This window comes from Streptomyces sp. NRRL S-337, from assembly GCF_000720175.1.
Classification (GTDB): Bacteria; Actinomycetota; Actinomycetes; order Streptomycetales; family Streptomycetaceae; genus Streptomyces; species Streptomyces siderophoricus.
In genome coordinates, this window is the sequence record NZ_JOIX01000125.1 from 1 (window position 1) to 14,464 (window position 14,464).

10 protein-coding genes, 1 tRNA gene and 1 pseudogene are annotated in these 14,464 nt (G+C 71.9%); 6 read left to right on the plus strand and 6 right to left on the minus strand.

The features are described from left to right. Nucleotides 1-178: 178 nt before the first annotated feature. Nucleotides 179-252, plus strand: a tRNA-Lys gene (locus tag IG62_RS0139595). Between the two features lie 631 nt (nucleotides 253-883). On the opposite strand, the gene IG62_RS47565 is transcribed toward IG62_RS0139595, so the two are convergent. Then, on the minus strand, nucleotides 884-1,057 hold the full coding sequence (locus IG62_RS47565; RefSeq protein ID WP_158795185.1) for a hypothetical protein: 174 nt from the start codon (nucleotides 1,055-1,057) through the stop codon (nucleotides 884-886). Between the two features lie 1,638 nt (nucleotides 1,058-2,695). Here IG62_RS47565 and IG62_RS0139605 point away from each other — a divergent pair. Together IG62_RS0139605 and IG62_RS0139610 are read left to right on the plus strand one after the other, a co-directional pair. Next, nucleotides 2,696-4,717 (plus strand): glycosyltransferase family 2 protein, encoded by a 2,022-nt coding sequence (locus IG62_RS0139605; RefSeq protein ID WP_234326931.1) that lies wholly within the window; start codon nucleotides 2,696-2,698, stop codon nucleotides 4,715-4,717. Next, the gene (locus IG62_RS0139610; RefSeq protein ID WP_030815671.1) at nucleotides 4,714-6,675 is read left to right on the plus strand and encodes a kelch motif-containing protein; all 1,962 of its coding nucleotides are present in this window, start codon (nucleotides 4,714-4,716) and stop codon (nucleotides 6,673-6,675) included. The genes IG62_RS0139605 and IG62_RS0139610 overlap by 4 nt, the downstream gene beginning before the upstream one ends. A gap of 215 nt (nucleotides 6,676-6,890) precedes the next feature. Here IG62_RS0139610 and IG62_RS0139615 read toward each other — a convergent pair whose 3' ends face one another. The 3 genes from IG62_RS0139615 to IG62_RS0139625 all read right to left on the minus strand — a co-directional run bounded on the left by IG62_RS0139615 (nucleotide 6,891) and on the right by IG62_RS0139625 (nucleotide 9,390). Further along, the gene (locus IG62_RS0139615; RefSeq protein ID WP_037840431.1) at nucleotides 6,891-7,931 is read right to left on the minus strand and encodes a glycoside hydrolase family 6 protein; all 1,041 of its coding nucleotides are present in this window, start codon (nucleotides 7,929-7,931) and stop codon (nucleotides 6,891-6,893) included. 300 nt (nucleotides 7,932-8,231) lie between these two features. Next, entirely contained in the window at nucleotides 8,232-8,993 is a 762-nt protein-coding gene (locus tag IG62_RS42800; RefSeq protein ID WP_051799203.1) for a hypothetical protein, read from the minus strand. Between the two features lie 31 nt (nucleotides 8,994-9,024). Further along, nucleotides 9,025-9,390, minus strand: coding sequence for a hypothetical protein (locus IG62_RS0139625; protein ID WP_030815674.1), 366 nt, complete (start codon nucleotides 9,388-9,390; stop codon nucleotides 9,025-9,027). A 568-nt stretch (nucleotides 9,391-9,958) separates the two neighbouring features. Between IG62_RS0139625 and IG62_RS0139630 the strand changes: the two genes are divergently transcribed. Beyond that, on the plus strand, nucleotides 9,959-10,738 hold the full coding sequence (locus IG62_RS0139630) for an HAD-IIA family hydrolase (RefSeq protein ID WP_030815691.1): 780 nt from the start codon (nucleotides 9,959-9,961) through the stop codon (nucleotides 10,736-10,738). Nucleotides 10,739-11,044: 306 nt separating this feature from the next. Here IG62_RS0139630 and IG62_RS49360 read toward each other — a convergent pair. Continuing rightward, nucleotides 11,045-11,213 (minus strand): annotated as a pseudogene (locus IG62_RS49360) (GntR family transcriptional regulator); the annotation flags it as partial. A gap of 112 nt (nucleotides 11,214-11,325) precedes the next feature. On the opposite strand from IG62_RS49360, the gene IG62_RS0139640 reads away from it, so the two are divergent. Beyond that, entirely contained in the window at nucleotides 11,326-11,691 is a 366-nt protein-coding gene (locus tag IG62_RS0139640; protein WP_030815702.1) for a VOC family protein, read from the plus strand. A 43-nt stretch (nucleotides 11,692-11,734) separates the two neighbouring features. Here the strand turns inward: IG62_RS0139640 and IG62_RS0139645 are convergent, their stop codons facing one another. Further along, on the minus strand, nucleotides 11,735-12,901 hold the full coding sequence (locus IG62_RS0139645) for an ROK family transcriptional regulator (protein WP_420711186.1): 1,167 nt from the start codon (nucleotides 12,899-12,901) through the stop codon (nucleotides 11,735-11,737). A gap of 58 nt (nucleotides 12,902-12,959) precedes the next feature. Here IG62_RS0139645 and IG62_RS0139650 point away from each other — a divergent pair, with 58 nt between their 5' ends. Further along, nucleotides 12,960-14,090: a Gfo/Idh/MocA family oxidoreductase gene (locus IG62_RS0139650; RefSeq protein ID WP_051799204.1), complete on the plus strand. Its 1,131-nt coding sequence runs from the start codon at nucleotides 12,960-12,962 to the stop codon at nucleotides 14,088-14,090. Nucleotides 14,091-14,464 lie beyond the last annotated feature (374 nt).

Consider the following 14,464-nt stretch of genomic DNA (forward strand, 5'->3'; position numbering starts at 1 on the left):
GGGGTGGGCGTCGGACGCTTCGGGTGGGGTGGGTGGCGGGAGTGCCGGCCAGAGGGAGGAGATGCGGGCGACGAGCGCAGGCGGGAGTGGCCGGGATCACATGCGCGAGGTGCGTGAGCTGGGCTGTCCGGGGTACGGAGCACCGCCCGAGGTCGTGTAGAGTTCTTCACGTCAGCAGGCGCCGCTAGCTCAGTTGGTTAGAGCAGCTGACTCTTAATCAGCGGGTCCGGGGTTCGAGTCCCTGGCGGCGCACTGTAGGACTGAGGCCCCTCGCCAATGGCGGGGGGCCTCAGTCCTGTCCTCGGTGGTACGCGGGTGTGGGCTGTGAGCCGTGGGCTGGGGGCCGGACTGGGCTGTGGGCCGGACTATCGGGCGCGTGGTCGGGGTGATCTTCGTTCCCGGTCCCTTCCCTGGGATGCGCGGCTCGTCCCGTTGGGCCTGCTCCGATGGTGGGGGAACGCGTCCGGTGGTCATCCATCCGGTGGTCATCCAGAGGACGAGCGGGGCGAAGGCGCCCGCCAACGCGGTCCAGTGCCGCCGGCCACCGTCCGCCGGGAGGAGCAGTGCTCCGACGACGGCCCCGAGAGGATCATGCCGAGCAGTACACCGACCGGCACCGTGTCCGGCCGGTGCCTGCCGAGCTCCAGCAGACGCGGCCGCTGGGCGGCGTCGAGCGGGGAGGGCGGGTGTGGTCGGGTGCGGGCGGGCCGCGGCGATCCAGTGGGCCTCGACCTTGGGACTGCGTCCGGGAAGCTGCCAGGCCTCGTCGGCCACGAAGTCCTCAATTTCGCTCTGGCTCCGGCCGCCGGGCTCTTTCCCTTCCCATGGCCGCCTGCCTGACCCCGCACTCTGCGGCGGTCCCGTCGCACTCCGTCTCGAAGCCTCACACCGCCCCTCCCCGCGATGCGCCACTGCTTATGGGCACCGAGGGCTGGCTGCTCCGGAAGCCGGCCGGGAGGGTGACCCAGCTCTCGTCCACCCGGTAGGTCCGGCGCGGCGGCCCGGTGATCAGCGTGCCGGTACCGCCAGTACCGACCACGGCCGCGGCGGCGATCATCCGGCAGAACGGCGATCGCCCGCAGGACGCCGAGGGTCAGGGTGCTGCCGGCGGACAAGGTGCAGCCGGCGAGCTGGACCTCGACGTCGGAACGGCGCACGGCGCCGACCTCGCCTCACTCGGGCCGCTCTGGCGCGTAGGCGACGAGCGAGGGCGCGGCATCCCGGAGCCGGGACGCCCCCCGGGGGACCCCTGCACGGAAGGTGGCGGGGGACGCCCCGGCCGCCCTCGGGTGCGGGGAGGCAGACGGTGTAGTCGGCCGACGGCGTGGTCGGCTGACGGTGTGGTCAGCTTCGGGCGCGGAGCGGATGACGCTGCCCACGCGTGCGACGTCGTGTACGGCGACGACGGGCCGCTCCTTGCTGACATGGCGGGTGCGGGAGATCCGGGCGGCGGTGGGGCTGCGAGCCGCGAAGCGTCTTGGGTACGGCGACGGGAGCCGAGGCTCGGCCCGGTGTGACCGTTGCGTCCGGCGTGCCGCTGTCGTCCTTTTGCGCACCGCACTCGTCCCTTCGTACGCCACCGCCCTCCGGCCGTGCGCCACCGTCGCCCGGTCGCGCGCCGCCGTTCTCCCTTCGTGCGCCGGCTCGGGCCGATGCCTCCGCATGTGAGGTGCGCGCCCCGTCGAGTGCCAGCTCGTACGCACGCCGTGCGGTGATCCGGCCGGGCCGGGCATGGTGGGTCGGCCGGGTACGTTCGCCGCTCGCCAGCAGCGGTGTATCGGCCACCTCGTCAAAAGAGCGCGCCGAGTGAGCATCTTCGGGCAGTTACGGGCTCGGGTGATGTGCGCTCCGCCATACACCGTCCCGCATGGCACAGCCTTGCCCGTATCCCCCTTGGACCGTCTTGCGATCAAGGGATCCGGTTCGGGAACCTGACCTGGTAACTCGGCCGAAAAGTGGCTGGGTTCAAGGGAGTTGGGGACTAAGGGATACGTCGGCTGGCGTGATGTGGACGCCGGGGAACCCGTGGCTCGAAAGAGCGGCCGGGGGCGCCCGTCACACCGCCGGAAACGGCCGCCGCCGCCCGCCGGCGCGGCGGCCCGACACCAACGAGCCCGAGTCGGTCGAGGGGGACCGGGGAATCGGGCCATCAGGAGATACGGCACGCAGCAGGGGCTGCGTGCGGGGGGATGGACTCATGACGTCGCCGTCTGACGACGTCCGGCCGCAGCATTCGCGCGGTCCGGACCCGGACAATCCGCTTCCACACGATGACGAGCCACCGGCCCACGATCCGCCGCCGTACGACTCGCCTCCACACGGTGCGCCTTCACCCGGTGCGCCTTCACACCACACACCTTCACACCACACACCTCTACGCGCCTCACTTCCGCGCGACGCGCCTCCACAGGGCGTTGCGCCACAGGGCGTTCCACCACAGGACGCCCCTCCACAGGGCGCTCCTCCACACCACGCGCCTCCCCACACCACACCTCCGCACCACGCGCGCACAGACACTCACCCCCACCACTCACCCCCCATCCCCCCACCGCCACCCACGGCAGCCCGGCCTCGCCTGCGCCGGCAGCGATCGCCGCAGGGGCAGCACACGCAGCCGGAGCAGCAGCACGAGCGGCAGCCAGAGCGGCAGCAACAGCGGCGCCAGTGGCAGCAACGGCGCAGCTCACAGGAGGGGCTGCCGCGTTATGACTACGAGCACCACAGCCGGCTGGCCGGGCCGCTGACGCAGCCCGAGCCGGGGCGCCCGTACCAGGTGCGTTATCGGTCGCTGCTCGCCGGGGAACCGCACCGGGTGCGTGCGGCGTTGTTGCTGGGGGCCGCGCCGTTGCTCTCACTGGGGTTGCTGACGTGGCTGCTGCAGCCCGGGCACTGGACGCATCGCGACTATCCGGCGCATGCCTTCCTGCCGGCGCTGGACTCCGTGATGCTGGTTTCGATCGGGCTGATCGAGTTCTTCCGCTGCATGAATGTGCTCTCCAACGCCCACGCCACGCTCGTCGCCCGCGACCCCGTGCCGGTCGTCCCCGAGAGCGGCACCCGGGTCGCGTTCCTCACCTCCTTCGTGCCCGGCAAGGAACCGCTTGCCATGGTGACGAGGACGCTGGAGGCGGCGGTCCGGGTGCGGCATCGCGGGCCGGTGCACGTCTGGCTGCTGGACGAGGGGGACGGCCCCGAGGTCAAGGAGGTCTGCCGGCGGCTGGGGGTGCGCCACTTCACCCGTAAGGGCATCCCGGAGTGGAATCAGGCCAAGGGACCGCATCGCGCCAGAACCAAGCACGGCAACTACAACGCCTGGCTGCAGGCACACGGCGACGACTACGACTTCTTCGCGTCCGTCGACACCGACCACGTGCCGCTGCCCAACTACCTGGAGCGGATGCTGGGCTTCTTCCGCGACCCGGACGTCGGGTTCGTCATCGGCCCGCAGGTGTACGGGAACTACGACAGCTTCGTCACCAAGGCCGCCGAATCACAGCAGTTCCTCTTCCACGCGCTGATCCAGCGGGCCGGTAACCGTTACGGCGCGCCGATGTTCGTCGGCACCTCCAACGCCGTACGCATCAGTGCGTTGCGGCAGATCGGCGGGCTGTACGACTCGATCACCGAGGACATGGCCACCGGCTTCGAGATGCACCGCACCAAGAACCCGGCGACGGGGCGGAAGTGGAAGTCCGTCTACACCCCGGACGTGCTCGCCGTCGGCGAGGGACCCACCGCCTGGACGGACTTCTTCACCCAGCAGCTGCGCTGGTCACGCGGGACGTACGAGACGATCCTCAAGCAGTTCTGGAAGGCGCCGTTCACGCTGTCCCCGGGGCGGCTCTTCAACTACACCCTGATGGTCATCTTCTATCCGATGTCGGCGCTGAACTGGCTACTGGCGGCGCTGAGTTGTTCGCTGTTCCTGGGGCTGGGGGCCTCGGGCGTCAACATCGATCCGACCGTCTGGCTGATGTTGTACGGCAACGCGTCGGCGCTGCAGATCGGGCTGTACGTGTGGAACCGGCGGCACAACGTCTCGCCGCACGAGCCGGAGGGGTCGGGCGGGGTGGCCGGGATGGTGATGTCGGCCCTTTCGGCGCCGATCTACGCGCGGGCGCTGTGCGATGCGGTGCTGCGCCGCGGGAGCCGGTTCGTGGTGACGCCGAAGGGTGATGCGTCGAGCCCGGACACGCTGCTGGGGACGTTCCGGGTGCATCTGTTCTTCCTGGTCGTCTTCGGGGGTTCGCTGGTGGCCTCGTTCGTCCTGGGGCACAGCCATCCGGCGATGATCGTCTGGGCCGTGCTGGCGATGCTGATCGCGATCACGCCGATCGTCGCCTGGCGGCTGTCCGTACGCGGGGAGAAGAGGCAGCGGCGGCAGTCCGAGGCAGCCGGCGGGCGCGCGTCGCACGCCCTCCCCGGCCATGCGGCCGGCTCCTCCACCGACTCCTCCGCCGTCGCGCCGCAGACCGACCCACACGACGGACACGACGTATACGACGAGCACGGCGAACGCACCGAGCACACCGACACCACCGACCGCACTGACCGCACCGACCGCACCGACCGCACCGACCGCACCGACCGCACCGACCGCACCGACCCCACTCACCATGCCGACCACTCCGACGGCACCCACCACGCCGAGCAGATCCAGCACACCGCTCACTCCGGTGAGACCCTGCGGACCGCTCTTGGGGGACGTCACTCATGAAGTACCGTCCGAGCCGTCGCCTGCGTCGACTGACGATCGCGACCGCGGTGGTGCTCGCGCTGGCCGGGGTGAACGGGCCGGTTCTCTACGGCTTCGCCTCGGAGGAGTACCACCAGTACAAGATCAACCAGCCCGGGTACAAGGCGGCGAACGGCCACTGGGAGGTCGTCGACGTCCCCGCCTCGTACCGCATCAACACCATCCACGCGGCCCTGCTGCACACCGGCAAGGTGCTGCTGGTCGCCGGCTCCGGCAACAACGCCGCGAACTTCCGCGCCAAGTCGTTCCGTACGGTGCTGTGGGACCCCGTGAAAAACACCTTCACCAACATCCCCACGCCCAAGGACCTCTTCTGCTCCGGGCACACCCAGCTGCCGGACGGAAAGCTGCTGGTGGCGGGCGGCACCCAGCGCTACGAGAAGCTGAAGGGGGACGTGAAGAAGGCCGGCGGGCTCATGATCGTCTACAACGAGGATCCGGACGGGCCCCGGACGTTCCCGGCCGGCACGCTCTTCACCGGCCGGGAGAACGGCAAGACCTTCGCGTCCAAGGACCCGGTGGTGGTGCCGCGGGCGAAGAAGACCAAGGACCCGGTGACCGGCCGGGTGACCGTGACCCACAGCGAGGCACGGATCTACGTCGAGGCCCTCAAGAACGGCCGGAAGTACGCGACCGGCGCCCAGGACAACTACCGCATCCACGGCCTGACCGGCGTCGATGCCCGCAACTTCTACGGCATCGCACAGAAGCTCTCCTTCGACAAGAAGGACTTCCAGGGCATCAAGGACGCCTTCGAGTTCGACCCGGTGGCCGAGCGCTACCTCCGCGTCGACCCGATGAACGAGGCCCGCTGGTACCCGACGCTGACCACACTGCAGGACGGCACGGTGCTGTCCGTCTCCGGGCTGGACGAGATCGGGCAGGTCGTGCCGGGCAAGCAGGAGATCTACGACCCGGCGACGAAGAAGTGGCACTACCTGCCGCAGCCGCGCTTCTTCCCGACCTATCCGGCGCTCTTCCTCACCGACCGCGGCCGGATCTTCTACACGGGCTCCAACGCGGGTTACGGCCCCGACAACGTCGGCCGTACGCCCGGGATCTGGGACCTGCCGTCGAACTCCTTCCGGCCGGTGCCCGGGATGAGCGATCCGGACCTCCTGGAGACGTCGATGTCGGTGCTGCTGCCGCCCGCCCAGGACCAGCGGTACATGGTGCTGGGCGGCGGCGGGGTCGGCGAGGACCCGCGGTCCACGGACCGGACCCGGATCGTCGACCTGCACGACCCCGCACCGCGCTTCCGGGACGGGCCGCGGCTGTACGCCAAGGCCCGCTACCCGAGCAGCGTGATCCTTCCGGACGACACCGTGCTCACCACCAACGGCTCGGGTGACTACCGGGGGCGCAGCGACTCCAACGTCCTCAAGGCGGAGCTGTACGACCCGGCCGCCGGCACCGCCCGGCCGGTGGCCGACCCGTTGGTGGGCCGTAACTACCACTCCGGTGCGCTGCTGCTGCCGGACGGCCGGGTGATGACCTTCGGCTCCGACTCCCTCTACGGCGACAAGGACAACACCCGGCCGGGCGTCTTCCAGCAGCAGATCGACCTCTACACACCGCCGTACCTCTTCCGGTCCTCGCGCCCCCGGCTGGTGGACACCGGTCCCGCACCCCGGACGGTCCGGCTCGGCGGTACGGCCACCTACCGCGCCCCGCACGCCTCGGCGATCAGGAAGATGCGGCTGATCCGTCCCGGGGCGTTCACCCACGTCACCAACGTCGAACAGCGGTCGGTCGCGCTGGACTTCCGCGTGACCAAGGGGGGCGACGGGGTGACGGTGACGCTGCCGTCGGACCCGTCGCTGGTGCCGCCCGGCTGGTACATGCTGAACGCGGTCGACCAGGCGGGCACCCCGTCGAAGGCGGTGTGGGTGAAGGTCCCTACGGCGGGAGGGAGTTGACCCGGCCCGGAGCCGCCCCGGGCCGGATCGAAGGGATCCCGGGCCAGATCGGAGGGGCCCCGGGCCAGGTCGGAGGGGCCCCGGGCCGGGTCGGAGGGATCCGGGCCGGGTCGAGGGGGCTGAGCGGGTAGGAGGGAAGTGAGTTGAGGTGCCGGTCCGCGGGGCCCGTTCACACGGCCCCCGGGCCAGGCCGGGCCGGGCCGCCGGCGATCGTGTCAGCGGGCGTTGCGGGCCGTGCGGGCGTTGCGGGCGAGTTCGAGGGCGTAGGTCGGCCACCAGTCGCCCGCCTTCGGACCGCCCTTGCAGGTGCCGTCGGATTCCCCGGGGCGCTTGATCCAGAGGTAGCCGGATATCAGGGGGTCGCCGGTCCGGGTGGTGGGCGGGGTGCCCAGGGCGCGGCCGGGTGGGTTGCACCAGCTCTCCCGGTCGTCGCCGCCCGGGGCCGGGCCGTTGCCGTTGCGGCTGGTGTCGATGACGAAGTGCTTGCCGCCGACGAGGGCGGAGAGGCGTTTGCCGTAGGCGCTGTTCTCCTTGGTGGTCTGGTAGTTGGAAATGTTCAGTGCGAAGCCGTCGGCGCGGTCGATACCGGCCCGTTTGAGGGGCTCGGCCATCCGGCCCGGGTCCTTGATCCAGTGCGGATTGCCGGCGTCCAGATAGACCGTGGTGTGCGGCAGCGCCTTGAGCTTGCCGACCGCCTCCGTCAGCAGGGCGTAGCGCTCCTCCTGGAACTGCGCCGGGGTGCATCCGTCCGCGAGGTGCGGCAGCGCGTCCGGCTCCAGGACGACCGTCGCGGCGCGGTCGCCGATGCCCTTGACGACGCCGTCCAGCCAGGCGCGGTACGCGTTGCCGTCGGCGGCGCCGCCGCGGGAGTAACGGCCGCAGTCGCGGTGCGGGATGTTGTAGAGGACCAGCAGCGCCTCACGGCCGGCCCGGTCGGCCGCCTCGGTGAAGCCGCGGGCCTGGCCCTGCGGGTTGTCGACGCCTATCCATTCGGCGACCGGCTGCCTGGCGATCCGGTCGACCAGCCGGGCGTTGCCGGCCTTGCCTTCCTTGCCGTAGGCGGACACCTGGCGGGCGGCCGTACTGTCCGGGTTGACCCAGTACGGCGTCACGGACCGAGGGCGCTGGCCGGGCCGGCCGGGCACGGAGGCGTCGCCGCCGCCACTGCCGGACGACGAGCAGCCCGTGAGCAGCAGCATCACCGCCGTGAGCGGCGCCACCCCTTTCGCGGCGGACCGCCGCAGTTTGCCGTACATCCTCTCCCCCTCGGAGCACGAAACGAATGGAACAGACAGAACAGATAGAGCAGATGGGTCAGACAGGTCAGATAGAGCAGATGCAACGCATAGAGCGGATAGAACGAATAGAGCGGACAGATCGAAGAACACGGAACGGACGGAAGGCGTCGGCGGGCGACCGGCACAAGACCGGCAAATGTCCGCCGGCCGAAGCCATCGTGGCACACCGCAACCCCGTCGAAGTCGGCCTGTGGACAACCTGTCCACAGGCCCTCCCGCGGCGGGGCGTAGGCACGGCGTAGGCAGTGGCGTAGCGCGTCAGCGGTGGGGTGCGCCAGCGGGTTGATAGCCCGTCAGGTAGGCCGAGATGACCACCACGCCCCTGCCGTCGGGGGCCTCGCCGGTCAGCCGGAGTTCGGCGCGGCCGGGGTCGTGGGCGGCGTAGGCCGTACGGGCGTCGAAGCGGGCCCGGTCGTAGCGCTGGACGTCCTCGACGGCGAACCGGACCGTACTCCCGTCGGAGCGCAGGACGTCGACCCGCTCCCCGGGTGCGAGGCCACCGAGCGACGGGCGGCGGCTCCCGCTCGTGCCGTCCCGGCCGCCGGTCACGCCATCCCGGCCACCGGCTGCCTCCGCGCCACCGCTCCCGCCCCGCAGGCTGAGCAGCGCCGCGCCCGCCTCCCCGGGCTGCGGCCCCCGGGCGTACCACCGGATCGCCACGTCGGACATCCCCCGTGCGGCAATGCGGAGCCGGCTCGGCCGTACGGTGGCGGGGGCCCGGACCGGGGCGTGGGCGTGCGGGGGCTCCTGGCGGCCCAACGGGCGGCCGACGGCGGCGACATCACCGGTCGTGGTGAGCGGGGCGGCCGCGCCGCCGGACAGGTCGCGGCCCCACAGCCACAGCCCCAGCAGCAGGACCGCCCAGACCACTCCGGCCAGCAGCTGTCCGGGGCGACCGTGCCCGGTGGTCCCGGCCGGCTCCTCGTCCGCCGGGGGTGTCTCGTGCGCGCGGGGGCCTTTGTCCGCGCGGGCGCCTCTGTCCGCGCCGGTGCGTTTCTCCGCCCGTGGCCCCTCGGCCATCCGTGGCACCTCGGCCGCCCGGCGCTTCTCCTCAGCCCTCATCCGCCTCGCCCTGCCGTTCGCGGCGTAGCCGCAGCCGGAGCCGCAGCAGCTGGCCCGCGATGACCAGAACGGCACCGCCGGCCAGCACCAGGCCGACGGCCGAGGTGCTGCTCAGCTCGCGGCGCGGGGCGGCGTACGGGGTCGGGCGGAGCGCTGCCGGCCGGGACGCGGCGGCCGCTGGCCGGGCAGGCGCGAGCCAGGCGGGCGCGGGGTGCGCGCCGCCGTGGGTGGCCGGTGGGCGGGTGACGGAGACCGTGTCGGTCCGGGCGCCGTACGGATCCGCCGCGTACGCGGGCGCCATCGTCACCGCGGCGGCCGCGACCGCGGCGCAGAGAGCGAGTTGCGGTGAGCCCATGGTGAACCTCCGATGCCTTTGAAGGTCCGCCCCTACGAGCCCGCCCGCATCCGGTGCGGCCCGAAGCTGCGCCGTTCGGGTGGCGGGTCGCCTCCCGGAAGCGGGATGCGCTCCTCGGCGGCATCCCCTCCGACTCCGCCCTCGTGCAGAACTCGCGAGGCCTCACCTGCACCAGCAGGTCACGTGCGGATCGGATGGTCGGATACGTTCACCGGAATATCCCCCGCCCCTGCCGCGTTGTGGCCCCCGAGGGGGCACTTGCGACCCTTACGGGATCTGTTCGACCGCCCCCTAGCTAGGGGTAGCCGAAGGCCCCAACCACCCCAGGCACCGCCGGACACCCCGGCACCGCCAGGCACCCCCGGCACTTCGCCAGGCACCGCCGGACACCCCCGGCCCCCCAGGCACCGCCGGAACCCCCAGGCACCCCCAGCGCGAGACCGAGATCCCGGCACCCCAGGGCGACCCAGAGACCCCGCCCCGGCGGCCCATCAGGCCTCCTCGCGGCCTCCCATCAGTCATCTCCCCGTGATGGCGCACCGGCCGGAGCTGCTCGTACGGTAGGACCATGACCGAGCGTAAGCCCATCGAATCCTGGCTCACCGACATGGACGGCGTCCTGATGCACGAGGGCGTTCCCGTGCCGGGGGCCGATCGCTTCATCACGAAGCTGCGCGATTCCGGCCGGCCCTTCCTGGTGCTCACCAACAATTCCATCTACACCGCCCGCGATCTGCACGCCCGGCTGAACCGGATCGGGCTGGAAGTGCCGGCCGAGAACATCTGGACTTCCGCTCTGGCGACCGCCACGTTCCTGAACAACCAGCATCCGGGCGGTACGGCGTACGTCATCGGCGAGGCGGGGCTGACCACCGCGCTGCACGACGCCGGTTATGTCATGACGGACCTGAACCCGGATTTCGTGATTCTGGGCGAAACGCGGACGTATTCCTTCGAGGCGCTGACCAAGGCGATCCGGCTGATCAATGACGGCGCCCGTTTCATCGCCACGAATCCCGACAACACCGGCCCGTCCCCCGCGGGTGCCCTGCCGGCGACCGGATCGGTGGCGGCGCTGATCACCAAGGCGACGGGCAAGGAGCCGTACTTCGTCGGGAAGCCCAACCCGCTGATGATGCGCAGCGCGTTGAACGCCATCGGTGCCCACTCCGAGTCCTCAGCGATGATCGGCGACCGTATGGACACCGATGTGCTGGCGGGGCTGGAGGCCGGGATGGAGACCTTCCTGGTGCTGACGGGGCTGACGAGCCGTACCGATATTGATAACTACCCGTACCGCCCGACCAACGTGGTGGACTCCATCGCGGACATCGTCGACCTGGTCTGAGCCCGCAGCGCCGTCACGCGGGGTGGCCCCCCGCGTCACGGCGACGGGTCCGACCGGCGGCGGGCCCGCCCTCCGTGCCCTCGACCCCGTCCCCAGCCCGCCCCACCCCAGGTCAGCTTCCGCTTGGTCAGTTCCCTATTGATCAGCTTCCGGTTGCCGTCTTCCAGGCGTTCATACGAGTCCAGGTTCGCCGGCCCGTCATCCTCCACCGGCCAGCTCGTCCCCAAGACGAACAAGGGCCAACTCCTGGTCGTCAACGGGGACATCCGGATCAACAACGCCCACATGAAGTCGATGCCGGACCAGGAGCTTGGGCCCGGCGACGACCGTGCCGCGCCCCGCCCGCCAGCACCTCGCCCTCCTCCAACTCCGCGAGCAGCGCGGCGATATCGACCTTGGCCGCGTAGTACTCGGGGATGGGACCGTGTTCGAGGACGCCGGACCGGACGGGCGTGCCAGGATCCTGGCCGTCCATGAACTCCGTGAACTCCACGCGGTGATCCCTACGCCCGGGGGCGGGCCGGCGGCGGGGACCGGGCCGCGGAAATCCAGGAGACAACCGGCCCCTCCCCCGGCACGCTGGGCGCATGCTCGATCACATAGCGGTCCAGGTGACGGACGTGGCGGCCAGTGCCGCCTTCTACGACCAGGTGCTCGCCCCGCTCGGCGGCGTACGGACGAAGGAGTTCGGGGAGTTCCTCTGCTTCGGCACGACGGGCCACACCCTCTGGCTCGTCCCGGCCACGGACGAGGGCCCGGGCCGCGAACTCCACCTGGCGTTCAGCGCGCCGGACCGGGCGGCGGTCGATGCGTTCCACGCCGCGGCGGTGGCGGCCGGCGCGGAGTCGCTGCACGCGCCGCGGGTGTGGCCGGAGTACCACGACGCGTACTACGGGGCGTTCGTCCGTGATCCCGGCGGCCACAACATCGAGGCGGTCTGCCACACGCCGTAGGGGCCCGGGGGGATACGGCGTCTTCCCCGCCGGCTTCTCCCCGTCAGTCCCCCTGACCGGTCTGCCGTACGGGCCGGTGGCCGCCGAAGAGCGGGGCGAGGACCAGCTCCGCCGCGCCGTCGGCGACCGTACGGGCGCCACCCGGGGCGAGCGCCACGGACACCGCGGTACGGGCGCCGGGGCCGGCGCTGCCGCGGGTGCGGGCCTGGGCAGCGAGCGCCCGGGACACCCCGCCCAGGAACTCCTCGGGGTGGTCGAGCACGGTGCGCCCGCCGAGCAGGACCCGGTCGATGTCGAGGAGTTCGACGAGATTGGCCGCACCCACGCCCAGCGCCCGCGCCGCGCCCGGGAGATCACCACGGGCGACCGCCGCCAGGCACAGCGCCTCTATGCAGCCCTGCTGCCCGCAACTACAGCGCGGGCCGTCCAACTGCACGATTTGGTGGCCGAATTCGCCGGCACCGGTGCGCGGGCCACGGTAGAGGCTGCCGTCCAGCACGAGCCCGGCGCCGAGGCCGGTGCCCAGATGCAGATAGCCGAAGGAGCCCGTGCCCGCGGACATGCCCTGCGCCAGGCCGAGTGCCGCGGCGTTGGTGTCCTTGTCGAGCACGGCGGGCAGGCCGAATCGCGCGGCGAGGACGTCCCGCAGCGGGAAGCCGTCCCACTCAGGAGCGCCGGTGACGCGGTGCAGCACTCCTGCCGTGTGGTCCAGCGGGCCCGGGCAGGCCACCCCCACACCCAGGACCGGCGGGCCCGCGTCCTCGGCGAGCAGCGCCGCGACCTCCCGTTCGACCGTACCGAGCACCTGCTCCGCGCCTGCGGCGAAGGCGAGCGGGGCGTGCCGGACAGCGACCGCGCGGCCGGCGAGGTCGACGCGGACGGCGGTGAGCTCGTCGCGGTCCAGGTGCAGGCCGAGGGCATGGCGGGCGCCGGGGACCAGCCGCAGGACGGTGGCGGGTTTGCCGCCGGTCGAGGCGCGGCGGCCCGCCTCGGCGGCCAGGCCCTCGGTGCGCAGCCGCGCGGTGATCTTGCTGACGGCCTGTGGGGTCAGCCCGGTCCGCGCGGCGAGCTCCAGCCGGCTGACCCCCGCTTCCCCGGCCGCCCGCAGCAGGCCCAGCACCAGCGCGGTGTTGTGCCCGCGCAGCGCGGGGAGGTTGGCGCCCACAGACCCGGCGACGCCGCCGAGAGACGGGAAATCGTTGCTGGTCACACACCCCATTGTCCGACAACGCTTGCACTTAAGCAACAGCGTTGCTTAAGTAGTGGGTATGAGTGAGACGAGCGAGAAGAGCCCCATCGGCGCACCACAGCGGAACGGCGACTCCCCCGGCGCACCCCTGCGGGTCGGCCTGCTCGGCTACGGCCTGGCCGGCTCCGTCTTCCACGCCCCGCTGATCGCGGCCACCGACGGTCTGCTGCTCGACACCGTCTCCACCAGCAGTCCGGAGCGGCAGGCGCAGGCCCGCGCCGAGCATCCGCAGGTGCGCGCGGTCCCCACCGCCGAGGCGGTCCTCGACCGCGCCGCCGAACTGGACCTGATCGTGGTGGCGTCGCCCAACAAGACCCATGTGCCGCTCGCCACCGCGGCGTTGGAGGCCGGGCTGCCGGTGGTCGTCGACAAGCCACTGGCCGCCACGGCCGCCGAGGCCGACAAGCTCGCCGCGCTCGCCGCCGACCGCGGCCTGCTGCTCTCCGTCTTCCAGAACCGCCGCTGGGACAACGACTTCCGCACCGTCCGCAAACTCGTCGAGGAGGGCGCCCTCGGCGACGTCCAGCGCTTCGAGTCCCGCTTCGAGCGCTGGCGCCCGACCCCCAAGGGCGGCTGGCGCGAATCCGGCGACCCCACCGAGATCGGCGGACTCCTCTACGACCTCGGCAGCCACCTCGTCGACCAGGCGCTGACCCTCTTCGGCCCGGTCGTCTCCGTCTACGCCGAGACCGACGTCCGCCGCCCGGGCGCCGAGGCCGACGACGACACGTTCATCGCCCTCACCCACGCGGGTGGCGTCCGCTCACATCTCTGGATGAGCGCCACCGCCGCCCTGCTGGGCCCCCGCTTCCGGGTACTGGGCAGCAAGGCGGGCTACACCAAGCACGGCCTCGACCCCCAGGAAGCCGCCCTCCGCGAGGGCCGGCGCCCGGGCGACGACGGCATCGAGTGGGGCGTGGAACCGAAGGCCTGCTGGGGCCGGCTCGGCACCGGAGCCTCCCCCCGAATGGGCGGCGGCGACCCCGTACCGACCCTGCCGGGCGACTACCCCGCGTACTACGCCGCGATCGCCCGCGCCCTGCGTGGTGGCGGTGACCCCCCGGTCACCGCCACGGAGGCCGCAGCCACCCTCCGCGTCCTGGAGGCCGCGAAACGATCGGCGGCGGAGGGGGCGGTTGCCCACTGCTAGTCCCGTACGGAGCCGTCTGTCCCGCCGTGGGAGTTGCTCGCCGTTGCGCTTTGCGGCGCCCCGCACGTACCTGTCTGCTGCGCCGCGGGGCGTCTCGCCGTTGCGCTTTGCGGCGCCGCGTACGTACTTGGCCGTCCCGCCGCGGTTGTTGTTCGCCGTGGCGCCTGCGGCGGGCTGGGTGGGTGTCGGGTGCGGTGACGGGCCTGCGGGGCCGGTGTTTGGGACTGCTGTCGCTTTACGTCCCAAACACCGGCCCCTCGGACCCGTAGGGGTGAGTCGAACAGATCCCGTAAGGGTCGCGAGGGCCCCCTGCGGGGCCACAACCGGACACGCGGGCGGAGCTATTCCCGCTGACCAGCGACGTCAGGTGTACG